General features: G+C 61.7%; 19 protein-coding genes. 12 read left to right on the plus strand and 7 right to left on the minus strand.

Translation table 11 applies throughout. The features are described from left to right. The first annotated feature begins 148 nt into the window (after positions 1–148). The 4 genes from DOCECA_RS05270 to DOCECA_RS05285 all read left to right on the plus strand — a co-directional run bounded on the left by DOCECA_RS05270 (position 149) and on the right by DOCECA_RS05285 (position 4,003). A complete protein-coding gene (locus DOCECA_RS05270) occupies positions 149–829 on the plus strand; it encodes a response regulator (protein WP_420764756.1) in 681 nt (226 codons plus the stop codon). After that, positions 829–2,160 carry an ATP-binding protein gene (locus DOCECA_RS05275; protein ID WP_420764755.1) on the plus strand — a complete coding sequence of 444 codons (1,332 nt, stop codon included), beginning with the start codon at positions 829–831 and terminating at the stop codon, positions 2,158–2,160. Before DOCECA_RS05270 ends, DOCECA_RS05275 begins: the two co-directional genes overlap by 1 nt. Before the next feature lie 122 nt (positions 2,161–2,282). After that, positions 2,283–3,692: an aspartate aminotransferase family protein gene (locus tag DOCECA_RS05280; protein ID WP_445571555.1), complete on the plus strand. Its 1,410-nt coding sequence runs from the start codon at positions 2,283–2,285 to the stop codon at positions 3,690–3,692. A gap of 83 nt (positions 3,693–3,775) precedes the next feature. Beyond that, complete coding sequence (locus DOCECA_RS05285) at positions 3,776–4,003, plus strand: MbtH family protein (RefSeq protein ID WP_434610477.1); 228 nt, start codon at positions 3,776–3,778, stop codon at positions 4,001–4,003. Between the two features lie 121 nt (positions 4,004–4,124). Here DOCECA_RS05285 and ppsR read toward each other — a convergent pair whose 3' ends face one another. Continuing rightward, a complete protein-coding gene (gene ppsR / locus DOCECA_RS05290) occupies positions 4,125–4,943 on the minus strand; it encodes a posphoenolpyruvate synthetase regulatory kinase/phosphorylase PpsR (RefSeq protein ID WP_420764752.1) in 819 nt (272 codons plus the stop codon). 184 nt (positions 4,944–5,127) lie between these two features. On the opposite strand from ppsR, the gene ppsA reads away from it, so the two are divergent. The 8 genes from ppsA (at position 5,128) to DOCECA_RS05330 (ending at position 13,230) form a co-directional block, all read left to right on the plus strand. Then, complete coding sequence (ppsA, locus tag DOCECA_RS05295) at positions 5,128–7,503, plus strand: phosphoenolpyruvate synthase (RefSeq protein WP_420764836.1); 2,376 nt, start codon at positions 5,128–5,130, stop codon at positions 7,501–7,503. 136 nt (positions 7,504–7,639) lie between these two features. Next, positions 7,640–8,629, plus strand: a complete 990-nt coding sequence (locus DOCECA_RS05300) for an alpha/beta fold hydrolase (RefSeq protein ID WP_445571556.1) — start codon at positions 7,640–7,642, stop codon at positions 8,627–8,629. Between the two features lie 128 nt (positions 8,630–8,757). Further along, positions 8,758–9,249 carry a ribonuclease E activity regulator RraA gene (rraA, locus tag DOCECA_RS05305; RefSeq protein WP_420764750.1) on the plus strand — a complete coding sequence of 164 codons (492 nt, stop codon included), beginning with the start codon at positions 8,758–8,760 and terminating at the stop codon, positions 9,247–9,249. A gap of 25 nt (positions 9,250–9,274) precedes the next feature. Next, on the plus strand, positions 9,275–10,270 hold the full coding sequence (locus tag DOCECA_RS05310; RefSeq protein ID WP_420764749.1) for a zinc transporter ZntB: 996 nt from the start codon (positions 9,275–9,277) through the stop codon (positions 10,268–10,270). 63 nt (positions 10,271–10,333) lie between these two features. Next, positions 10,334–10,579, plus strand: coding sequence for a CrfX protein (locus DOCECA_RS05315; RefSeq protein ID WP_420764748.1), 246 nt, complete (start codon positions 10,334–10,336; stop codon positions 10,577–10,579). A gap of 2 nt (positions 10,580–10,581) precedes the next feature. After that, positions 10,582–11,406 carry a mechanosensitive ion channel family protein gene (locus tag DOCECA_RS05320; RefSeq protein ID WP_045155488.1) on the plus strand — a complete coding sequence of 275 codons (825 nt, stop codon included), beginning with the start codon at positions 10,582–10,584 and terminating at the stop codon, positions 11,404–11,406. Between the two features lie 91 nt (positions 11,407–11,497). Next, a complete protein-coding gene (gene sigX / locus DOCECA_RS05325) occupies positions 11,498–12,088 on the plus strand; it encodes an RNA polymerase sigma factor SigX (RefSeq protein ID WP_420764747.1) in 591 nt (196 codons plus the stop codon). 107 nt (positions 12,089–12,195) lie between these two features. Then, positions 12,196–13,230, plus strand: a complete 1,035-nt coding sequence (locus DOCECA_RS05330) for an OmpA family protein (protein WP_186609887.1) — start codon at positions 12,196–12,198, stop codon at positions 13,228–13,230. A 186-nt stretch (positions 13,231–13,416) separates the two neighbouring features. On the opposite strand, the gene cobA is transcribed toward DOCECA_RS05330, so the two are convergent. The 6 genes from cobA to DOCECA_RS05360 form a co-directional block, all read right to left on the minus strand. Continuing rightward, entirely contained in the window at positions 13,417–14,172 is a 756-nt protein-coding gene (gene cobA, locus DOCECA_RS05335) for a uroporphyrinogen-III C-methyltransferase (protein ID WP_420764746.1), read from the minus strand. A gap of 10 nt (positions 14,173–14,182) precedes the next feature. Continuing rightward, positions 14,183–16,900 (minus strand): nitrate reductase, encoded by a 2,718-nt coding sequence (locus DOCECA_RS05340; protein ID WP_445571557.1) that lies wholly within the window; start codon positions 16,898–16,900, stop codon positions 14,183–14,185. Next, on the minus strand, positions 16,897–17,217 hold the full coding sequence (gene nirD, locus DOCECA_RS05345) for a nitrite reductase small subunit NirD (protein ID WP_445571558.1): 321 nt from the start codon (positions 17,215–17,217) through the stop codon (positions 16,897–16,899). Before nirD ends, DOCECA_RS05340 begins: the two co-directional genes overlap by 4 nt. After that, the gene (nirB, locus tag DOCECA_RS05350; RefSeq protein WP_445571559.1) at positions 17,214–19,667 is read right to left on the minus strand and encodes a nitrite reductase large subunit NirB; all 2,454 of its coding nucleotides are present in this window, start codon (positions 19,665–19,667) and stop codon (positions 17,214–17,216) included. The genes nirD and nirB overlap by 4 nt, the downstream gene beginning before the upstream one ends. Before the next feature lie 427 nt (positions 19,668–20,094). Next, positions 20,095–21,765: a protein kinase domain-containing protein gene (locus DOCECA_RS05355; RefSeq protein WP_445571560.1), complete on the minus strand. Its 1,671-nt coding sequence runs from the start codon at positions 21,763–21,765 to the stop codon at positions 20,095–20,097. Between the two features lie 9 nt (positions 21,766–21,774). After that, positions 21,775–22,986, minus strand: a complete 1,212-nt coding sequence (locus DOCECA_RS05360) for a nitrate/nitrite transporter (protein WP_445571561.1) — start codon at positions 22,984–22,986, stop codon at positions 21,775–21,777. Between the last annotated feature and the right edge of the window lie 156 nt (positions 22,987–23,142).

Raw genomic sequence — 23,142 nt, forward strand, 5'->3', positions numbered from 1 at the left:
CCATTCGGGTGCGGTATATATGTATGGCGATGGGTTCGAATGTTTCCAACGGTTACTGGTATGCCTCGCACCCACGGCTTTGCGGGCTGCCATAATTGCGCCTTAATGTTCACTTGGTTCAATCGCGGCTTTTGCCCATGGAGCGTTCATGCACGTATTGGTATGCGAAGATGACGCGCTGATTGCCAGCGGCATCGTGGCCGGGCTCACGGCTCAAGGCCTGACGGTCGAGCACGTCGCCACGGCATCGGCGGCGCGGGCCATGGTCGGCGTGGCGACGTTCGATGTCATGGTGCTGGACCTCGGCTTGCCCGATGAGGATGGCCTCAAGCTGCTCAAGCAATTGCGCCAGCAGGGCTTGGAAATCCCGGTGCTGATCCTGACCGCGAGGGACTCGGTGACCGACCGTGTCGACGGCTTGCAGGCCGGCGCCGATGACTATCTGCTCAAGCCCTTCGACCTGCGCGAGCTGGCGGCGCGCCTGCATACGTTGTTGCGGCGCGTTGCCGGGCGCAGCGTCAACCTGATCGAACATGGTCGCCTGACGTATGACCCCAGCAGCCGGGAAACCACCCTGGACGGCCAGCCGGTTGACCTCTCCCGGCGCGAGCAGGCGCTATTGCAGGCGTTGTTGCACAGCCGTGGCCGGGTGCTCTCCACCGAGCAACTCAAGGACAGCGTCTACGGCTTCAATGACGAGCTGGAAAGCAATGCGCTCAACGTCCATATCCACCACCTGCGACGCAAACTGGGCAATGGCGTTGTCGAGACGGTGCGCGGGCTGGGCTATCGCCTGGGGCCGGCCGATGGCGGGGAATCTTCCAAGTGATGAGCCTGCGATTGCGCTTGAGCCTGACCCTGGGCGCGGCATTTGCCCTGATCTGGGCCTTGGCGGCGGCGTGGATGCTCAGCGACCTGCGCAATCAGATGATGTTTTCTCTCGATCAGCGCCTGGTCGCCTCGGCACAGATGGTCGCCGGGCTGCTGGAGCAATTGCCGCCGGTGCCCAGCAAGGGTGAGGGTACGCATTTCAGCGCCGAACAACTGAGCGTCCCGGGGGGCATGGCTTGTCAGGTTACCTCGTTGCGGGGCGAAATCCTGGCACGCAGCCACGACACCCCGGGACAACCGCTGGAAGCCGAGAAGATGGGCTTTCATGACCAGATGATCGATGGCGCGCCGTGGCGCAGCTTCACCCTGGCCCGTGGCGACTTGCGTATCACCACCGCCGACCGCCAGATTGAACGCGAAGCCTTGAACATGTCGGTGCTGTTGGCGGCGTCGGTGCCGGTCGGCGTGGCGTTGCTCGGTTGCCTGTGCCTGTTGTGGCTAGGCGTCGGCCAGGGCTTGGCGCCGCTCAATCGCATGCGCGATGCGTTGACGCGGCGTAACGCGGACTCCCTGGAGCCGTTGCAGATCCAGCCGTTGCCCAGCGAGTTGCAACCCTTGCTGGAAACCCAGAACCAGCTGCTGCTGCGCATCGGCAAGGCCATCGAACGTGAGCGCCGCCTGACCGGCGACGCGGCCCATGAATTGCGCAGCCCCTTGACCGCCATCAAGACGCACCTGCAGGTGGCGCGCATGACCGACGGCGCCGCTCGCGACCAGTCCCTGGCGCGGGCGGAGGAGGGCGCCGATCGGTTGCACCGTACCCTGGAACAATTGTTGTTGCTGGCCCGGGTCGAGGGCAGCCTGTCGTTCGACGACGGTGTGCAATGCAATGCCGCGCAAGTCGCGCGGCTGGCTATCCAGGACGCGGCCAATGGCGCTCCCCAGCGAATCAGGCTGCATGTCTCGCCGCAATTGTCCGATGCGCCGGTCCAGATGCCGGCGGTCTTGTCCATAGCCGCGCTGCGCAATCTGTTGGACAACGCCCTGCGCCATACCCCGGACGATACTGACGTCGAGCTGAACCTGGAAATGGTGGGCCAGCGCGTGCGTTTCCAGGTACGCGACCACGGGCCCGGCATTGCCGCCGACGATGTCCAGCACCTGACGCAGCGCTTCTGGCGCAATGGGCAGAGCGAAGGTTGCGGGTTGGGGCTGGCAATCGTCCAGGCCATCGTTCAGCGATGCGGCTGCGGCTTGCAGTTCGACAGCCGCCCGGACGGGCTGCGGGTCGAGCTGACCGTGCCGGTGCAAGCCTCTTTGACTCAGTAGATAGCCCGAGGCAGTAAATCCGTGCCTCGCTGATGCGTTCCCACAACAGGAAACCTGCATGTGCGCTGCGAATGCGCACCTGCCCGGTGCGCCGTTTGGTCACTCATTGCGGGGTCGAGAACATGTCAGTCACAAGTCCTATCGAAGCGTCGACAGTACGAGGCGGCTCCACGCCGGTCGAGACGCTTTACCAATTCGACGAATCACCGTTGCTGGCGCGCCAGAACCGCCAGGAATCCAATGCACGCAGTTATCCCCGACGCATACCCCTGGCGCTCAAACGCGCCAAGGGGCTGTACGTCGAAGACGTCGAGGGCCGTACTTTCATCGATTGCCTGGCTGGCGCCGGCACGCTGGCGCTCGGGCACAACCACCCGGTAGTGATCGAGGCGATCCGGCAAGTGCTTGCCGATGAACTGCCCCTGCATACCCTGGACCTGACCACGCCGGTGAAGGACCGCTTTGTCCAGGATCTGTTCGGCCTGTTGCCGGCAGCCCTGGTCGCCGAGGCGAAGATCCAGTTCTGCGGCCCCACCGGCACCGACGCCGTAGAAGCGGCGCTCAAGCTGGTACGTACCGCGACGGGGCGTAGCACGGTGCTGTCGTTCCAGGGCGGCTATCACGGAATGAGCCAAGGTGCGTTGAGCCTGATGGGCAGCCTGGGGCCGAAGAAGCCCTTGGGCGCCTTGCTCAGCAACGGCGTGCAGTTCATGCCGTATCCCTACGATTACCGCTGCCCGTTCGGTTTGGGCGGCGCGGAAGGCGTCAAGGCCAACCTGCATTATCTGCAAAACCTGCTGAACGATCCGGAGGCCGGCGTGCAATTGCCAGCGGCCGTCATCGTCGAAGTGGTGCAGGGCGAGGGCGGCGTCGTACCGGCCGACCTCGACTGGCTGCGTGGCTTGCGGCGGATCACCGAGCAGGCCGGGGTGGCGTTGATTGTCGATGAAATCCAGAGTGGCTTCGGCCGGACCGGTAAGATGTTCGCCTTCGAGCATGCCGGAATCGTCCCGGACGTGGTCGTGCTGTCCAAGGCCATCGGCGGCAGCCTGCCGCTGGCGGTCGTGGTGTATCGCGACTGGCTCGACACCTGGGCGCCGGGCGCCCATGCCGGCACGTTCCGGGGCAACCAGATGGCCATGGCAGCCGGTTGCGCTGTGATGCGTTATCTGGTGGAACACGACCTGCCGGCCCACGCCACCGCCATGGGCGAGCGCTTGAGCGAGCATTTGCTAATCCTGCAACGGGATTTCCCGCAGATGGGCGATATTCGCGGTCGCGGCCTGATGCTCGGCGTCGAGTTGGTCGACCCTGCGGGCGTGCCGGACACCCAGGGTCACCCACCGGTGCATGCGCGTCTGGCGCCACGCTTGCAGCGCGAGTGCCTCAAGCGTGGGCTGATCCTGGAGTTGGGCGGCCGACAGGGCGGCGTGGTGCGGTTCCTGCCGCCATTGATTATCACGGCGGCGGAAATCGATCGGGTCGCCGACATTTTCCGGCGCGCCCTGGAAGCCGCCGTGGCCGATGCCTAATTTTCCCTCGGCCCGGTACGTTCCTTTCATACCTTGGCTGCGCCCGTGGCGCGGCGAACCTTGAGCAATGACGGAGAAACACCATGACTTCAGTATTCGATCGCGAGGACATCCTCTTCCAGGTCGTGGTCAACCACGAAGAACAATATTCGATCTGGCCGGACTACAAAGCCATCCCGGAAGGCTGGCGTACGGTCGGCAAAAGCGGCTTCAAGAAGGAATGCCTGGCGTATATCGAAGAGGTCTGGACCGACATGCGCCCGTTGAGTTTGCGCAAGAAGATGGACGAGCAGGCGGCATTAGCGCAGTAGACCGCGGACACATGTGGGAGCGAGCCTGCTCGCGATGCAGGCAACTGGGTCTTTCAGTCAGACCAAAGTGATGCTATCGCGAGCAGGCTCGCTCCCGCAGGGCTTTGTGGTGTTGCGGGTTTTATTTGAACCGCCGCTCCACGCCTTTCTCCACCAGGATCTTCGCCGATATCTCTTCCACGGAAAAATGCGTGGAGTTGATATGGGGAATGTTCTCCCGCCGGAACAGGTTTTCCACTTCGCGCACTTCGAACTCACACTGGGCGTAGCTCGAATAGCGGCTGTTGGGCTTGCGTTCGTTGCGGATCGCGGTGAGGCGGTCCGGGTCGATGGTCAGGCCGAACAGTTTGTGCTGGTGGGCGCGCAACGCATTGGGCAGTTGCAGGCGCTCCATGTCGTCTTCAGTCAACGGATAGTTGGCCGCGCGGATGCCGAATTGCATCGCCATGTACAGACACGTCGGCGTCTTACCACACCGCGACACACCCACTAGGATCAGGTCGGCCTTGTCGTAATAATGCGTGCGGGCGCCGTCATCGTTGTCCAGCGCAAAGTTGACCGCCTCGATCCGCTCCATGTAGTTGGAGTTGTGACCAATGGAATGGGACTTGCCGACCGAATAGGAAGAATGTTCGCTCAGTTCCTGTTCCAGGGGCGCCAGGAACGTGGAAAAAATGTCGATCATGAAACCATTGGACGTTGCGAGAATCTCACGGATGTCCTGATTGACGATGGTGTCGAAGATAATCGGGCGAAAACCGTCGTTTTCGGCGGCTTTATTGATTTGCTGTACCATGGCCCGCGCCTTGTCGACGCTGTCTATGTAGGGGCGTGTCAGCTTAGTGAAGGTAATGTTTTCGAACTGCGCCAACAGGCTCTGGCCCAGCGTTTCGGCCGTGATGCCGGTGCCGTCGGAGATAAAGAAAGCAGATCGTTTCATTTGCGCCTTGGGCCTTAAGCTAGTGAGCTAGTCACGATTCTTGGATATGATAGGCGCGATTTGCCGGCCGCCCGTGGCCCGCATTCTCACTTATTTTCCAGGTCCAGGCCATATCGCCGGTGAGCGCTCCCCTGGAGCCGCCGGTACCTTGAGCTTTTCCAACACAGTCAGTGGAGAGATCACCTTGGTAGAGTACGTAGTTTCCCTCGATAAGCTCGGCGTCCATGATGTAGAGCATGTGGGGGGCAAGAACGCATCCCTGGGCGAGATGATCAGTAACCTCGCGGGCGCCGGAGTATCGGTGCCGGGTGGCTTCGCCACGACCGCCCAGGCTTATCGTGACTTCCTGGAACTGAGCGGCCTGAACCAGCAGATCCACGATGCGCTCGACGCCCTGGACGTCGATGACGTCAATGCCCTGGCCAAGACCGGTGCCCAGATCCGCCAATGGATCATGGAAGCCGAGTTTCCCGAGAAGCTGAACAGCGAAATCCGCACGGCTTTTGCCAAGCTCTCCGAAGGCAACCCCGACATCGCTGTCGCCGTACGCTCCTCGGCCACCGCCGAAGACTTGCCGGACGCCTCGTTCGCCGGCCAGCAGGAGACTTTCCTGAATATCCGTGGCGTGGAAAACGTCATCCGAGCCGCCAAGGAAGTCTTCGCCTCCCTTTTCAACGACCGTGCCATTTCCTACCGCGTGCATCAGGGCTTCGACCACAAACTGGTCGCCCTATCCGCCGGTGTGCAGCGCATGGTCCGCTCCGAAACCGGCACCGCCGGCGTGATGTTCACCCTCGACACCGAGTCGGGCTTTCGTGACGTCGTGTTCATCACCGGCGCCTATGGCCTGGGTGAAACCGTCGTGCAAGGCGCGGTGAACCCCGATGAATTCTATGTCCACAAGGGCACCCTGGAAGCCGGTCGTCCGGCCATCCTGCGCCGCAACCTGGGCAGCAAGGCCATCAAGATGGTCTATGGCGACGAAGCCAAGGCGGGTCGTTCGGTCAAGACCGTCGATGTCGACAAGGCTGATCGCGCGCGCTTCTGCCTGACCGACGCCGAAGTCAGCGAGCTGGCCAAGCAGGCGATGATCATCGAGAAGCACTACAAGTGCCCGATGGACATCGAGTGGGCCAAGGACGGCGACGACGGCAAGCTGTACATCGTGCAGGCCCGTCCGGAAACCGTGAAGAGCCGCACCCAGGCCAACGTCATGGAGCGCTACCTGCTCAAGGAAACCGGCACCGTGCTGGTGGAAGGCCGCGCAATCGGCCAGCGCATCGGCGCCGGCAAGGTGCGGATCATCAAGGACGTCTCGGAGATGGACAAGGTCCAGGCCGGCGACGTGCTGGTCTCCGACATGACCGACCCGGACTGGGAACCGGTGATGAAGCGCGCCAGCGCCATTGTCACCAACCGCGGTGGACGCACTTGCCACGCGGCGATCATCGCCCGTGAGCTGGGCATTCCGGCCGTGGTCGGTTGCGGCAATGCCACCGAACTGCTCAAGGACGGCCAGGGCGTGACCGTTTCCTGCGCCGAAGGCGACACCGGCTACATCTTCGAAGGCGAGTTGGGCTTCGACATCAAGAAGAACTCCGTGGACGCCATGCCGGAGCTGCCGTTCAAGATCATGATGAACGTCGGCAACCCGGACCGTGCCTTCGACTTCGCGCAGCTGCCGAACGCCGGCGTGGGCCTGGCCCGCCTGGAGTTCATCATCAACCGCATGATCGGCGTGCACCCCAAGGCACTGCTGAACTATGACGGCCTGCCACAGGACATCAAGGACAGCGTCGACAAGCGCATTGCCGGCTACGACGACCCGGTCGGTTTCTACGTCGAGAAGCTCGTGGAAGGCATCAGCACCCTGGCGGCGGCGTTCTGGCCGAAGAAAGTCATCGTGCGGCTGTCGGACTTCAAGTCCAACGAATACGCCAACCTGATCGGTGGCAAACTCTACGAGCCCGAAGAAGAGAACCCGATGCTGGGCTTCCGTGGTGCGTCGCGCTACATCAGCGAATCGTTCCGCGATTGCTTCGAACTCGAATGCCGTGCCCTCAAGCGCGTGCGTAACGAGATGGGCCTGACCAACGTCGAGATCATGGTGCCGTTCGTGCGCACCCTCGGCGAGGCGAGCCAAGTGGTCGACCTGTTGGCGGAAAACGGCCTGGCCCGTGGCCAGAATGGCCTGCGCGTCATCATGATGTGCGAACTGCCGTCCAACGCGATCCTGGCCGAAGAATTCCTCGAGTTCTTCGACGGCTTCTCCATCGGCTCCAACGACCTGACCCAACTGACCTTGGGTCTGGACCGCGATTCGGGGATCATCGCCCACCTGTTCGACGAACGTAACCCGGCGGTCAAGAAGCTGTTGGCCAATGCTATCGCCGCCTGCAACAAGGCCGGCAAGTACATCGGCATCTGCGGCCAGGGCCCTTCGGACCACCCGGACCTGGCCAAGTGGCTGATGGAGCAGGGTATCGAAAGCGTTTCGTTGAACCCGGACTCGGTACTGGAAACCTGGTTCTTCCTGGCTGAGGGGCAGGCTGCGGTCTGATCGAGTGAAGGGGCCTGATCGGTAATGTAAGCCGGGGTAATTCCTTGTGGTATCCGGCGGCCGTTCTTCCGGCCCCTTTTGATTTGAAGTAGGGCGGGCTCCATTTGGAAGCCGCCCTTTTTTGTGCAAGAAGATCATGCAAAGCAGCAGCAACCTATTTCCTGTCGCCCTGATCAGCGCCGAGCGGCGTGGCGATCTGAGCGAAGATGTCTATCGTTTGAAACCCGGTAACAGCCCCGACTACAGCGTCGAGCTGGCCGTCACCCGGCTGGGCATGGCCGATGTCGGCGAAAGCCGGGGTGTCCCGGTGATCCTGTTGCACGGCAGTTTTTCCAATCGTCGCTTCTGGTATTCGCCCAAGGGGCTGGGGCTGGGGGCGCACCTGGCGCGGTTGGGGTTCGATGTCTGGATTCCCGAGATGCGCGGGCATGGCTTATCCCAACGAAACCAGGGCTACCGCAACAACCGCGTGGCCGACTACGCCCGGTATGACTTGCCGGCCATCGGCGCCTTCGTGCGCGAGCAGAGCGGGCAGGTGCCCCATTGGATCGGTCACTCGCTGGGCGGCATCACCCTGGCAGCGGCCTTGGGCGGCCATTACCTGGGCGCGCCTGCCGTGGCATCGGCGGCATTTTTTGGTACACAGGTCAGCCGTACCTATTGGCCACTGAAAATTCCCCCGGTTGAATGGAGCGGGCGCTTCATCCTCAAGCGTTTCGCCCATTTGTCCGGTTCAAGGCTCAAGCGCGGCCCAGAAGATGAGCCCATCGGCCTGGCCCTGGAGAGCCTGCGCTGGTATGGCCTGTTCGGGCGTTTCGGCGATGCCGAGAAAAACTGGTGGGCGGGCCTGGCCGACGTGCAGGTGCCGGTGCTGGCGGTGAGCGCCGTCGGCGATCAGCAGGATCCTACCTGGGCATGCCGCAAACTGTTCGAGCAGATCGGTTCCGAGCACAAGCAATTTGTCTGCCTTGGGCGCGAACAAGGCTTCGGCGATGATTTCGGCCACGTCGAAATGCTCGTCAGTAAAGCCGCCCAGGCCGAGGTCTGGCCATTGGTGGCTCGGTGGCTGGAGGATCAGCGCGGACCGTTGCCGGCGGATCAACCCCACCTGGCGGAGGCGGTTTGACGCGAAGGCTCTGAGGAGGGCATTTCGCTCTGGACTGCTTGCGGCTAAGATATGACGCGTTCCGCTGTTCCGGTCACAAACAGCGGTTCACTTCAGCCCGACGTTCCAGCCCATACAGGAGTTGTTCGATGAACCATTACCTCACGCCTGACCTGTGCGATGCCTATCCAGACCTCGTGCAAGTGGTGGAACCGATGTTCAGCAATTTCGGCGGCCGCGATTCCTTTGGTGGCGAGATAGTGACCATCAAGTGTTTCGAAGACAATTCCCTGGTCAAGGAACAGGTCGAGCTCAAGGGGGACGGCAAGGTGCTGGTGGTCGACGGCGGCGGTTCCCTGCGTCGGGCGCTGCTGGGAGACATGCTGGCGGAAAAGGCCGCGAAAAATGGTTGGGAAGGGTTGGTGATCTACGGTTGCATCCGCGACGTCGACGTCATTGCCCAGACCGACCTCGGCGTCCAGGCCCTGGCCAGCCATCCGATGAAGACCGACAAGCGTGGCATCGGCGATCTCAATGTGGCGGTCACCTTTGCTGGCGTGACGTTCCGTCCGGGCGAGTATGTCTATGCGGACAATAACGGCGTGATTGTCTCGCCGAGCCCGTTGAAGATGCCTGAATAAAGCGTTGCAGCCATAAGGGATGAGGATGTTCGAGGAAGAAAACGCGCAATGGGGGCTGGTGCATGCCCTGGTGCTGGATGGTAAAGGTGGCGCGCGTTCGATAGCCCGGACCGAACTTGACGATCTGCAGCTGCAGGCCCATGAAAGCCTGTGGCTGCATTGGGACCGCAGTCATCCGCAAACCCATACGTGGCTGCGCAAATCCAGTGGTTTGAGTGAATTCAACTGCGACCTGCTGCTTGAAGAGAACACCCGTCCACGACTGCTGCCGCTGCCCAACGCCGAACTGCTGCTGTTTTTGCGTGGGATCAACCTCAATCCGGGGGCCGAGCCGGAAGACATGGTGTCGGTGCGCATCTTTGCGGCGGCGCAGCGAGTGATTTCCCTGCGGCTGCGCCCTTTGCGCGCCACCGATGAGCTGCTGGCCGAGCTGTCCGAGGGCAAGGGGCCCCGGACAGCTTCGGAACTCATCCTTTATATGGCGCAGTACCTGACCAATAAGGTGCAGGACCTGGTGACGTGCCTGTCGGAAATTGTCGACACCGAGGAAGAAAAGCTCGATACCGACGAACGGTATACGCCTGAGCACGATGCCATTTTGCACATCCGTCGCCGGGCTGCCGGGCTGAAGCGATTCCTGGCGCCGCAGCGGGATATTTTCGGCCAGATGTCGAGGATCAAGTTGCCCTGGTTCGTCGAGGACGACGGTGACTACTGGAATGAGTTGAACAACAGCCTGACCCGCTACCTTGAAGAGCTGGAACTGACTCGCGAGCGCGTGGGGCTGGTGCTGGAGGCCGAGGACCGGCGCCTTTCAGTGCGCATGAACCGCACCATGTACCGCTTCGGCATCATCACTGGGATCTTCCTGCCGATGAGTTTCCTCACGGGGCTGCTGGGCATCAATGTCGGCGGCATTCCGTTTTCCGAGAGCCCCTATGGTTTCCTCGTCGCTTGCCTGCTGATGGTCTGCGTTGCGCTGGGGCAATGGTGGCTGTTTCGCCGTTTGCGTTGGGTGTGATGGGGTTTCATGTGACCCGACGAAATCTGATCGCGTCTTCCACAGACATCACGAGAGGTGCGTATGCACGATCCGTTTGAACAGTCTCTGCGCGACATGCTCAAGGCCTCGCCGTCCAGCCGGGACGACGATGCATGCTTGGGCCGTGTACTCAAAACCGCCAACCGCCAGGTGGGCGCCGGCGATCTGTTCAGCCTGCTGGGCCGTTGGGTGCCAGCGCTGATGATCGCCCTGAACAACGGGTCGGCCCACGTCTCGCCGGTTTCCCGTCGCAAACCTGTTACTCGCACCGCTGATAAGGCTGACTGAATATGGAACTTGATCTCTGGACCCAGAGCCTCGTCACGGCAATGACTGCGTTGTGGACCAAGATAGCTAACTTTATTCCCAATCTCTTCGGCGCTCTGGTGGTGCTGTTGTTGGGTTTTGTCGTGGCCAAGCTGCTGGACACGTTGCTGTCCAAGCTGCTCGCCAAATTGGGCCTCGATCGCCTGATGGGCGGCACCGGCCTGACCAAGCTCTTGTCCCGTGGCGGCATCCAGGTTCCGATCTCGACCTTGGTGGGCAAGATCGTCTATTGGTTCGTGCTGCTTATATTCCTGGTTTCCGCGGCTGAGTCCCTGGGCCTGGAGCGCGTTTCAGCGACCCTGGACATGCTGGCGCTGTATTTGCCGAAGGTGTTCGGCGCTGCCTTGGTGTTGCTGGTGGGCGTGTTGCTGGCGCAACTGGCCAACGGCCTGGTGCGCGGCGCCGCCGAAGGTGTCGGGCTCGATTATGCTTCGGGACTTGGACGGATTGCCCAGGGCCTGGTGATCATCATCAGTATTTCGGTCGCGATCAGCCAGTTGGAGGTCAAGACTGACCTGCTCAACCATGTGATCGTGATTGTCTTGATTACCGTTGGTCTGGCGGTTGCGCTGGCCATGGGGTTGGGAAGCCGGGAAATCGCCGGTCAGATTCTTGCGGGAATCTATGTGCGTGAGCTCTACGAGGTTGGGCAACAAGTGCGTGTTGGAGAGGTCGAAGGCCAGATCGAAGAGATCGGCACGGTGAAGACCACATTGCTGACCGAGGAAGGCGAGCTGGTGTCGCTGTCCAATCGGATCCTGCTGGAACAGCATGTGAGTAGCCGCTAACCCGGCAAATCCTGCTAATGTATGCCGCCGCAAAATGCCTGGTACCGCAGGCTGCGGCGCACATTGACCTAGACTGTCGGCCCGACTTGTTTTGAACAAACCCCAATCGCTATCCACGCGCTACGACCCCCGTGATCTCTCCGATGAGGAGTTGGTCGCGCGCGCGCATTCGGAGCTGTTTCACGTCACACGCGCATACGAAGAGTTGATGCGCCGTTACCAGCGAACATTATTTAACGTTTGTGCAAGATATCTTGGGAACGATCGTGATGCTGATGATGTCTGTCAGGAGGTGATGTTGAAGGTGCTGTACGGCTTGAAGAACTTCGAGGGGAAATCGAAGTTCAAGACGTGGCTATATAGCATCACCTACAACGAATGCATCACACAGTATCGCAAGGAGCGGCGAAAGCGTCGGTTGATGGACGCGTTGAGCCTTGACCCTCTCGAGGAAGCGTCCGAGGAAAAGGCGCCCAAGCCCGAGGAAAAGGGTGGACTCGATCGCTGGCTGGTTTATGTGAACCCGATCGACAGGGAAATTCTGGTGCTACGATTTGTCGCAGAACTGGAATTCCAGGAGATCGCAGACATAATGCACATGGGTCTGAGCGCGACAAAAATGCGTTATAAGCGCGCGCTCGATAAGCTGCGTGAGAAATTTGCGGGCATAGCTGAAACTTAGTTCAGCGCAAATATCTCTTACGTGTAGGCAAGTTCTGATAGACTTGCCGCCGAGTTGTCCCCCGGTTTGCGGGACTGCTTCACAATCACCAGATGGGGATTTAACGGATGAAACTGAAAAACACCTTGGGCTTTGCCATTGGTTCTTTGATTGCTGCCACTTCGTTCGGCGCTCTGGCACAAGGCCAAGGCGCAGTTGAAATCGAAGGCTTCGCCAAGAAAGAAATGTTCGACAGCGCTCGTGATTTCAAGAACAACGGCAACCTGTTCGGCGGTTCGGTTGGTTACTTCCTGACCGACGACGTTGAACTGCGTCTGGCCTACGACGAAGTGCACAACGCACGTACCGACGATGGCACCAACGTCAAGGGCGCGAACACCGCTCTGGACGCTCTGTACCACTTCAACAACCCAGGCGACATGCTGCGTCCTTACGTTTCGGCCGGTTTCTCCGACCAGAGCATCGACCAGAATGGCAGCAACGGTCGTAACCGTTCTACCTTCGCCAACGTTGGTGGCGGCGCCAAGCTGTATTTCACCGACAACTTCTACGCCCGTGCTGGCGTTGAAGCTCAGTACAACATCGACCAGGGCGACACCGAGTGGGCTCCTAGCGTCGGTATCGGTGTGAACTTCGGTGGCGGCTCCAAGCCAGCTGCTGCTCCAGTTCCAGCACCTGCTGAAGTCTGCTCCGACAGCGACAACGATGGCGTGTGCGACAACGTCGACAAGTGCCCTGACACCCCAGCCAACGTAACCGTTGACGCTGATGGCTGCCCAGCTGTTGCTGAAGTCGTACGTGTTGAGCTGGACGTCAAGTTCGACTTCGACAAGTCGGTCGTTAAAGAAAACAGCTATGGCGACATCAAGAACCTGGCTGACTTCATGAAGCAGTACCCATCCACCAGCACCACTGTTGAAGGTCACACTGACTCCGTCGGTCCTGACGCTTACAACCAGAAACTGTCTGAGCGTCGTGCAAACGCCGTTAAGCAAGTTCTGACCAACCAGTACGGTGTTGAATCGTCCCGCGTTCAGTCTGTTGGCTACGGCGAATCCCGCCCAGTTGCCGACAACGCCACTGACGCTGGTCGTGCAGTCAACCGTCGCGTAGAAGCGCAGGTTGAAGCTCAAGCTAAGTAATTAGCCCACAGCACTAGAAAAACCCGGCTTAGGCCGGGTTTTTCTTTGTCTGGGATTTAATTGGACGGCTTGTGCAGAACCTGTGGGAGCGAGCTTGCTCGCGATGGCAGTGTGTCAGTCCATGTATGTGCGACTTAACCACCGCCATCGCGAGCAAGCTCGCTCACACAGGTTTTGGTTTGTCTGTTAGAGGGCGCAAACCTGGGCCCAGGCAGGCGGGGAGGTGGCAAGCTCAGCGGCAGCCGCCACCGCACCAATCACCAGGATCGCCGGACTCTTGAGTTGAAACGCGCTGGCGTCGGTTTCCATCGATGCCAGGTCGCTGCGGCAGTCGCGCTGGTGGGGCAGGGAGGCGTTTTCAATCATGGCGACCGGTGTATTCGCCGCCATACCGCCCGCCAGCAATTGCTCACGGATCTCGCTCAGTTTCGCCACCCCCATATACACCACAAGGGTCGTCCCGCCCTGGGCCAGGGCTTGCCAGTTCAGGCTGCTGCCGTCCTGGGTATGGGCGGTGACCAGCGTCACGCCACGGGCAACGCCGCGTAAGGTCAGTGGAATATCGCATTGGGTGGCTCCGGCAAGACCCGCCGTGATGCCATTGACCAGTTCCACCTCGACCCCGTGTTCGCGCAGCCACTGCGCTTCTTCGCCGCCCCGGCCGAAAACGCACGGGTCGCCGCCCTTGAGGCGTACCACGCATTTGCCTTGGCGGGCATAACGCAGCATCAGTCGATGAATGAACGCTTGTGGCGTGGAGCGGCAACCGCCGCGCTTGCCCACGGCGATGATGCGCGCGCCCGGGCAATGTTCCAGCACTGCCTCGTTGACCAGGTCATCGATCAACACGACGTCGGCTTCGCCCATGGCGCGCACGGCTTTGAGGGTCAGCAATTCAGGGTCGCCAGGACCCGCACCTACCAGCCAGACTTTTGCGTTCATAGTGTTTTCCTCACGAGATAGCCGCCAGCGGTTGCGTGTTGGCAACCAGCAGGCGTTTGATTTCCGGTACGCAGGAACCGCACTGTGTGCCGCAACCCAGTTCTTTTTTCAGCCCCTGCAAATCCAGGCCGCGCTCGATACCCGCGCAAACCGCGCGCTGGCTGACATTCATGCAATTGCACAGGGTTTTCCCGCCGCCCATGGCGGCACCGGTGTTGCCCGGTGGCGCGCTCAAGGGGGCCAGCAGCCAGCGCCGCAGTTGCTCGTCGGCGCGACCTTCGAGCCACAGGTTCTGCAGCCAATGGCGAGCCAGGGTTTCTCCGGCCAGCCGAATGGCCGTGATGCGGCCGTTTTCGATCCGCACCCTCTTGCCAATGGAGCGGCGCGGATCGTCATAGGCCAAGACGGGCCCGTCGATAAGGCCGAGTTGCTCGTCGATCGCCTGGAGCAGCTGCGGTTCGGGCGCAGCGGCGCTGGCGGCGCGAATCAGCAATGCGGGACGTTCACGTCCGGTAAGGCTAAGGCTGACGTAGGCAAACGCCTCACACAGAGGACGCAAAGTCTCCAGATGCTGTTGTACATCGCCTTCGACCAAGGCGAAAAGCTGCCATGGCAGGTTCACCGGTTCCAGGCGCACGCCGCTGTGCTTGAGCTCCGGCTGCTTCGACAAAGGGTCGAACGCCGGTTGGGTCAGGACGTTGACCCCGCCCTTGAGAAACCGGTCGCCCCAGTGCATGGGCAGGAATGCCTGTCCGGGGCGCACGCTTTCGTCGCTGTCCACCGCCACGATCAGGCTGCCGCGACGGCTTTTGAGGCTGACCAGGTCGCCCGCTTGCAGGCGATGGCGAAGCAGCTCGTCGGGATGCAGGCTGAGCACCGCTTCGTTGACATGGCCAAACAATTGCGCGGCGGTGCCGGTGCGGCTCATGCCGTGCCACTGGTCACGCAAGCGGCCGGTGTTCAGGGTCAACGGATAGCGCGCGTCACGCAATTCCTTGGCGGCGCGATAGGGGTCGGCTACAAACCGAGCCCGGCCGCTTTCCGTAGGAAACACGCCGTCTACGTATAAACGGGCGGTGCCGACCGTAGCGCCTTCGCGGAAAGGCCATTGCTGGGGGCCAAGCTGATCGATCAGCGCGTGGCTGATACCGGACAGGTCCAGGTCGCGACCACGGGTCAGCTGCTTGTATTCATCGAACAGTTGCGCCGGTGTTTCGAAGCCGAACAGGCTTGAGGAGGTAGGGCGCAGACGTTTTTCCAGGCGTTGTGCGAAATCCACAGTAATGGCCCAGTCCGGACGTGCTTCACCCGGTGCGTTTATTGCCCGGCGAACGTGTGAAATGCGCCGCTCGGAGTTGGTGACCGAGCCTTCTTTCTCACCCCAACTGGCCGCTGGCAGCAGCAGGTCGGCGAAGGTGGCGGTCTCGGTGGTGCGGAAAGCCTCCTGCAATACCACGAATGGGCAGGCTTGCAGGGCTTCGCGTATGGCGGCCTGGTCAGGCATTGATTGGGCCGGGTTGGTGCAGGCGATCCACAGCGCCTTGATCTTGCCGTTGCGCACCTGCTCGAACAACTCGATGGCGCTGAGGCCGGGGGTTGCCGGCAATTGTTCGACGCCCCAGTAATCGGCTACTTCAGCGCGATGTTCCGGGTTGGCTACTTCGCGATGACCGGGCAGCAGGTTGGACAGACTGCCCGTTTCGCGGCCGCCCATGGCGTTGGGCTGGCCGGTCAAGGAAAACGGGCCCGCGCCCGGACGGCCGATCTGTCCGGTGGCCAGGTGCAGGTTGATCAGGGCGCTGTTTTTGGCGCTGCCGGCGGTGGACTGGTTCAGGCCCATGCACCACAACGACAGGAAACTGGGCGAGGTGCCGACCCATTCGGCGCATTGGTGCAGTTGCTCGACACTGATACCGCACAGCTGGGCGACCATGGCGGGTGTGTAGTCGCGTACCAGATTCTTCAGGTCCGCGAGGCCTTCGGTGTGTGCCTTGATGAAACTGCGATCAATCCAGTCTTCCCACAACAGCAGGTGCAAAATCCCATGGAACAATGCGACGTCGGTGCCCGGCAGGATCGCCAGGTGCAGGTCCGCCAGGTCGCAGGTGTCGGTGCGCCGGGGGTCGATGACGATGATTTTCATCTCTGGCCGGCGGGATTTGGCTTCTTCGAGGCGACGAAACAGGATCGGGTGGGCGTAGGCCATGTTACTGCCGACGATCATCACGCAGTCGCTCAGTTCCAGGTCCTCGTAGCTGCAAGGTGGGGCGTCGGCGCCGAGGCTTCGCTTGTAGCCCACCACGGCGGAGGACATGCACAGCCGCGAGTTGCTGTCGATATTGTTGGTGCCCACCAGAGCCCGGGCGAGTTTGTTGAAGGCGTAGTAATCCTCGGTGAGCAATTGACCGGAGATGTAGAAGGCCACGCTGTCGGGGCCGTGCTCGGCGATGGTCTCGGCGAAAATACTGGCAGCGTGATCGAGCGCGCTGTCCCAGTCGGTGCGGGCCCGGGCCAGGCCTTTGCCCAGGCGCAGCTCGGGGTAGAGCGCGCGGGCGGCGAGGTCGCCGGTCAGGTGCAGCGTCGAGCCCTTGCTGCACAGTTTGCCGAAGTTGGCCGGATGGGCAGGATCGCCACTGACGCCGAGGATCCGCTCGCCGTCATGCTCGATCAACACGCCGCAACCGACCCCGCAATAACAGCAGGTCGAGGCTGTGGTCTGGCGGCTCATGAGCTTGCTTCCCGCAGGGCCAGCATGACCCGGCCGTTCTCTACCCGGGCCGCATGGTGGTGGGCGCAACCCATGTCCGGGGCTTGGGCCAGGCCGGTTTCCAAGTCGATCTGCCAGTTGTGCAGCGGGCAGGCCACGCGCTTGCCGTAGATCAGGCCTTGGGACAATGGGCCGCCCTTGTGCGGGCAGCGGTCGTCGAGTGCGAAAACTTCATCGTCGCTGGTACGAAAAATCGCGATATCGCCCTTCGGCCCCTGGATGATGCGTGAGCCCAGGGCGTTGATTTCGTCCAACGCGCAGATATCCAGCCAGTTCATGCCGGCACCTCCAGGTTTTTCACGGGGATGGCCTCGAACTCTTTTTTCAGTTGAGGCTGTTCCAGCCGCTGTTTCCAAGGGTCCCGTTCCAGGGACAGGGAAAACTTCAGACGTTCGTTGAGGGCCTTGCGCCGCTCCGGGTCTTCCAATACCGCTTTCTTGATGTGCTCCATGCCGACCCGCTGCATGTAGTGCACGGTGCGTTCGAGGTAGAAGGCTTCCTCGCGGTACAGCTGAAGAAAAGCACCGTTGTATTCGCGTACTTCTTCGGCGGTCTTGAGCTTGACGAAAAACTCGGCGACCTCGGTCTTGATCCCGCCGTTGCCGCCGATGTACATCTCCCAGCCGGAATCGACGCCGATAATGCCTACGTCCTTGATGCCTGCTTCCGAGCAGTTGCGAGGGCAACCGGAGACAGCCAGCTTCACTTTGTGCGGCGACCACATATTGAACAAGTCATGTTCGAGCTCGATGCCAAGCTGGGTGGAGTTCTGCGTGCCGAAGCGGCAGAACTCACTGCCCACGCAGGTCTTCACCGTGCGGATGGATTTGCCGTAGGCATGGCCGGACGGCATATCGAGGTCTTTCCACACGCCGGGCAGGTCTTGCTTCTTGATGCCCAGCAAGTCGATGCGCTGACCGCCAGTGACCTTGACCATGGGCACGTTGTACTTGTCGGCGACATCGGCAATGCGCCGCAGCTCGGACGGGTTGGTCACGCCGCCCCACATCCGCGGCACTACGGAGTAGGTTCCGTCTTTCTGGATATTGGCGTGGGCGCGTTCGTTGATCAGGCGCGACTGCGGATCGTCCTGGGCTTCGCCGGGCCAGGTGGAAATCAGGTAATAGTTCAGCGCAGGTCGGCAGGTGGCGCAGCCGTTCGGGGTGCGCCAGTTCAGGTAGCTCATGGTTCCGGCGATGGTCAGCAGGTGCTGGTCGCGGATCGCCTGGCGAATCTGGCCGTGGTTGAGGTCGCTGCAGCCGCAGATGGCTTTCTCGCTTTTCGGCTTGACGTCCGCCGCGCCGCCCACGGTGTTGATCAGGATCTGCTCCACCAGGCCGGCGCAGGAGCCGCAGGAACTGGCGGCCTTGGTGTGTTTCTTCACGTCATCGACGCTGAACAGCCCGTGTTCCTGGATCGCCTTGACGATGGTGCCCTTGCACACGCCGTTGCAGCCGCAGACTTCGGCAGTGTCGGCCATGCTCATGGCTTTGTCCTGGCCCTGATGGCCTACATCGCCAAGTGCGTTTTCGCCGAACATGAGGTGGTCGCGGATCTCGCTGATGGCGTGATTCTCACGAATCTGGCGGAAATACCATCCGCCATCCGCCGTATCGCCGTACAGACAGGCGCCGACCAGCACGTCATCCTTAATCACCAGTTTTTTGTAGACGCCGCCGATCGGGTCGGAAAGGGTGATGGTCTCGGTGCCTTCGCCGCCCATGAAGTCGCCGGCGGAGAACAGGTCGATGCCGGTGACTTTCAGCTTGGTTGACGTGACTGACCCCTTGTAAGTGGCGAAACCCAGTTGCGCGAGGTGGTTGGCGCAGACTTTTGCCTGTTCGAACAACGGCGCGACCAGGCCGTAGGCGGTGCCACGGTGGCTGGCGCATTCGCCGATGGCGTAAACGCGTGGGTCGTAGGTCTGCATCGTGTCGTTGACCAGGATCCCGCGGTTGCACGGGATGCCGGATTTTTCAGCCAGCTCGGTGTTGGGACGGATGCCAGCGGCCATTACCACCAGGTCGGCGGGAATGACGTCGCCGTTCTTGAACTGTACCGAGCCGACACGGCCATTGCCGGCGTCATGCAGGGCCTGGGTCTGTTCGCTGAGACGGAATTTCAGGCCACGGCTTTCCAGGGCGGTTTGCAGCAGTTGGCCGCTGGTCTTGTCCAATTGCCGTTCCAGCAGCCATTCGCCGATGTGCACGACGGTCACGTCCATGCCGCGCAGCTTCAGGCCGTTGGCGGCTTCCAGGCCCAGCAGGCCGCCACCGATCACCACAGCGTGTTTATGGGTCTTGGCGGTTTCGATCATCGCCTGGGTGTCGGCGATGTCGCGGTAGCCGATCACGCCATTGAGGGTGTTGCCGGGGATCGGCAGGATGAACGGCGTGGAACCGGTGGCGATGAGCAAGCGGTCGTATTCGGCTTCGCTGCCGTCTTCGGCGATGACCCGGCGCTTGACCCGGTCGATCTCTACTACCTTGCGGTTGAGCAACAGCTTGATGTTGTTTTCCTGATACCAGTTCAGGTCGTTGAGCACGATTTCTTCGAACGTCTGTTCCCCGGCGAGCACGGGTGAGAGCAGGATGCGGTTGTAGTTGGCGTGGGGCTCGGCGCCGAACACCGTGATGTCGTAGAGCTCATTGCTCAACTTGAGCAGTTCCTCGAGGGTTCGAACCCCGGCCATGCCGTTGCCGATCATTACCAGTTTGAGTTTTTTCATCAGGGTTCTCCGCAAGCTCAGGCCTGTTTCATCACGGCGGTCAGGCTGGCTCGACAATTTTTCGAAAACAAAAAAAGGCGTCCCGCTAGCACAGCTAGCGAGGACGCCTTTGTCCTGGTCCCGTTCTCTCGGGAAGCACCGCCTTCATCGTTGGAAGCGTTGCTTTATGTATGGTGAGAGAGGTTATGCAGTGGTTGTGCCAAGTGCTTCGGGAACGCGGATTTGTTGGGTGATCGGCGGGTCGGGTGAAACCGAGGGGAATTTATTGCACCGAATCAAAGCGTGTTGCTCGCTAATGGAGCGTGGGGCCGATAGTTTGTAGTGGTAGACAGGCCGCCATCGCGAGCAAGCTCGCTCCCACAGGTTTTGTTTCCACTGAGGATCCAGTGTGGGAGCGAGCTTGCTCGCGATGGGGGGCGACCGGATTTCAGCTGTTAAACACCAGGAATAGCAGCACCACATTCACCACCAACGACACCAGCGCCAACGTCCGCCACACTTTCAGCGGCTCTCTCTCGAGCAAAGGCCTGGGCCTTACGCTCATGCTGCGCCGCTCGCCCTGTTCCAGAACCAACAGCCATTCCTCGGCTGTTTCAAAGCGCTGCGCGGGGTCTGCCGCCACGGCCCGTTCCAGGCTTTGTCCAAGCCATTCGGCAAGGTCCGGTCGATAGCGGCTGGCGTTGATCGGCACGCCAAAGCGCGGGCGCTGGAAGGCTTCGATTTCGCCGTAGGGATAGTGCCCCGTCAGCAGGAAATACAAGGTCACGCCGACCGCATACAAATCCTGTTGCGCCGTAGGGGCGTTGCCGCCGAAGGCTTCCGGGGCAATGTAGCTGGGCGTTCCGGGCAGCACGTTGGCCTGGTCCTCGGACAGGCCGGGGCAGTACGCGAGGCCAAAATCCAGCAGGCGCAATTCGCCATCGTCTCCCAGGTGCAGGTTTTCCGGCTTGATGTCGCGGTGGTAGATCTGCCTTCGATGCAGCAGACCCACCGCTCGCACCAACCGCTGCGCCAGATCTTGCCATTGGGCCAGCGACAGCGGACCGCCCTGGTTGAACAGCTCGGCCAGGGTCGCGCCCGGGTATTCGCGCATCACGTAGTACAGATGCTGGCGCTGAGGCACGCCATGCACCTCCGGAAATTGCCTGCCCGCGACCCGCTTGAGAAACCATTCTTCCGATAGCAGCGCCTGGCCAGCCCGGGTGTCGTCCCGTAACTGCCCGGGCAAGGTTTTCAGCAGCCAGGGTTGGCCCTGGCCATCGCGTACCCGGTAGAGCAACGACTGCTGGCTCTGGCCGAGCGCGCCTTCGATCTGCCAGCCCTCGAACACTTGGCCCGCCTTCAGCGCAGGTGGCAGGGGCCACTGCTGCAATTGGATCAGCGCGTCGCCGATGCTCGCTTCGCCCACCGCATCGACCCGCACCAGCAGCGCGCTGGCGTTGTCCTGGCTACCGGCCAGATGCGCGGCGTTGACCAGCGTCTGCGCGGCGAGATTGAGGTCCGGCTGGTCGCGCAGGATGCCGGCGATGGCCGTGTCCCCGAGTACCGCCCAGACACCGTCGCTGAGCAGCACGAAGGTTTCGTCTTCGCGTAGCTCACCGTCCAGGAAATCGAGGATCAGGTGCTGATCCAACCCCAGGGCGCGCTTGAGCACATGCTGCATGCCCTGTTGTTCCCAGACATGGTCTTCGCTGACCCGTTGCAGGTTGTCGGCGTGCCAGCGGTAGACCCGGCAATCGCCGACATGGGCGAGGGTGAAGCGCCGGCCCCGCAGCACCAGGGCACTGACGGTGGTGAGCAGCGGCTGCCCGCCACCGTTGGCCTGCAGCCAGCGGTTCTGCGCCGACAGCAGCCGGTCGAGTGCCTGGGCCACGCCCCAGGTTTGCGGCGTGGCGTAGTAGTCCAGCGCCAGTGCCTGCAAAGTAGAGCGCGCCGCCAACCCGCCATCGGCGCATTGGCTCACACCGTCGGCGATAGCGAACAGGTAACCCTTGCTGGCGGCCAAGGCCGGGGCAGGGGTCACCAGGCGCAGGGCGTCCTGGTTCTCCTCCCGTGGGCCGATGGCACTGGCTTCGGCAAAACTCAATTGCAGGCTCATGATGGGCGGTCAGACCCGAGCAGCGGTGACGGCGGCCGAACCCCAGGTGGTTCTCCAGCGACGCTTGACGCCGTGCAGGCCGAACCAGGCCAGGACACCAAGGCTGGCGAACAACCACAACGCCAATTGGTAGCTGCCGGTGCTCTGCTTGATCGCGCCCATGCCCGCCGCGAGGGCGAAGCCGCCGATGCCGCCGGCCATGCCGATCAGCCCGGTCATCACGCCGATTTCCCGACGGAAACGTTGTGGCACCAGTTGGAACACCGCGCCGTTGCCCGCACCCAGGCCAAGCATGGTGCAGACGAACAAAGCCAATGCCGCATAGGAACTTGGCAGGTTGAACCCCACCGCGGCGATGCAGACGGCCGCGACGGTGTACATGCCGAGCAAGGTGCGGATGCCGCCGAAGCGGTCCGCCAGGGCGCCGCCCAATGGGCGCATGAGGCTGCCACCAAAGACGCAGGCGGCGGTGTAGTAGCCGGCCTTGACCGGGCTCAGGCCATATTGGTCATTGAAGTAGCCGGGCAGGGCGCTGGCCAGGCCGATGAAGCCGCCGAAGGTCACGCTATAGAAAAACATGAACCACCAGCTGTCCCGGTCGCCCAGGGCCTTGAGGTAGTCGGCCATGGATTTGGCCTTGGGGCGCTCGGGGGCGTTCTTGGCCAGCCAGGCGAAGAGGACCAGGGTCAGCACCAGCGGGATCAGCGCGAAGCCGAACACGTTGGTCCAGCCGAAGGCCACGGCCATGACCGGTGCGATCAATGCGGCGAGCACGGTGCCCGAGTTGCCAGCCCCGGCGATGCCCATGGCCTTGCCCTGGTGCTGCGGCGGATACCACTGGGAGGCCAGCGGCAGGGCCACGGCGAACGAAGCGCCGGCCACACCGAGGAACAGGCCTAGCAGCAGCGCTTGCTCGTAGCTGTGGATGCCCAGTTTCCAGGCGCAGAACAGCGCACCAATGACGATCACCTGACCGACCATGCCGGCGGTCTTCGGCGAAATCCGGTCGGCCAGCAGGCCCATGAACAGGCGCAGTACGGCACCGGCGAGGATCGGGGTGGCGACCATCAGGCCGCGCTGTTGCGTGGTCAGGTGCAGGTCGGCAGAGATCTGCACCGCCAACGGGCCAAGCAGGTACCAGACCATGAAGCTCAGGTCGAAATAGAGGAAGGCCGCGAACAATGTCGGGGTGTGGCCGGATTTCCAGAAGCTTGAATTCATCGCGCACCTCAGCTGTAAAAGTCTCGAGAAATGAGTCAGTGCTTTGAGCAGTGCGCCGCCTGTGGTCGCACCACCGGTCCCGCGGGACCAAAACAAAAAAACGCCGCAACCCGGATTGCCTGAGTGGCAAGAGGGTGTGCGACGTCTTTGTCGTAG

This window comes from Pseudomonas sp. E102 (genome assembly GCF_052660185.1).

Coding starts and splice junctions, on each gene's coding strand:
- DOCECA_RS05340 (WP_445571557.1), bottom strand. CDS start 16,900: ATGAGCCGCCAGACCACAGCCTCGACCTGCTGTTATTGCGGGGTCGGT.
- DOCECA_RS05320 (WP_045155488.1), top strand. CDS start 10,582: ATGGAACTTGATCTCTGGACCCAGAGCCTCGTCACGGCAATGACTGCG.
- DOCECA_RS05300 (WP_445571556.1), top strand. CDS start 7,640: ATGCAAAGCAGCAGCAACCTATTTCCTGTCGCCCTGATCAGCGCCGAG.
- DOCECA_RS05285 (WP_434610477.1), top strand. CDS start 3,776: ATGACTTCAGTATTCGATCGCGAGGACATCCTCTTCCAGGTCGTGGTC.
- DOCECA_RS05355 (WP_445571560.1), bottom strand. CDS start 21,765: ATGAGCCTGCAATTGAGTTTTGCCGAAGCCAGTGCCATCGGCCCACGG.
- DOCECA_RS05310 (WP_420764749.1), top strand. CDS start 9,275: ATGTTCGAGGAAGAAAACGCGCAATGGGGGCTGGTGCATGCCCTGGTG.
- nirD (WP_445571558.1), bottom strand. CDS start 17,217: ATGAACTGGCTGGATATCTGCGCGTTGGACGAAATCAACGCCCTGGGC.
- nirB (WP_445571559.1), bottom strand. CDS start 19,667: ATGAAAAAACTCAAACTGGTAATGATCGGCAACGGCATGGCCGGGGTT.
- DOCECA_RS05280 (WP_445571555.1), top strand. CDS start 2,283: ATGTCAGTCACAAGTCCTATCGAAGCGTCGACAGTACGAGGCGGCTCC.
- DOCECA_RS05360 (WP_445571561.1), bottom strand. CDS start 22,986: ATGAATTCAAGCTTCTGGAAATCCGGCCACACCCCGACATTGTTCGCG.
- cobA (WP_420764746.1), bottom strand. CDS start 14,172: ATGAACGCAAAAGTCTGGCTGGTAGGTGCGGGTCCTGGCGACCCTGAA.
- DOCECA_RS05275 (WP_420764755.1), top strand. CDS start 829: ATGAGCCTGCGATTGCGCTTGAGCCTGACCCTGGGCGCGGCATTTGCC.
- DOCECA_RS05270 (WP_420764756.1), top strand. CDS start 149: ATGCACGTATTGGTATGCGAAGATGACGCGCTGATTGCCAGCGGCATC.
- DOCECA_RS05315 (WP_420764748.1), top strand. CDS start 10,334: ATGCACGATCCGTTTGAACAGTCTCTGCGCGACATGCTCAAGGCCTCG.
- DOCECA_RS05330 (WP_186609887.1), top strand. CDS start 12,196: ATGAAACTGAAAAACACCTTGGGCTTTGCCATTGGTTCTTTGATTGCT.
- ppsR (WP_420764752.1), bottom strand. CDS start 4,943: ATGAAACGATCTGCTTTCTTTATCTCCGACGGCACCGGCATCACGGCC.
- rraA (WP_420764750.1), top strand. CDS start 8,758: ATGAACCATTACCTCACGCCTGACCTGTGCGATGCCTATCCAGACCTC.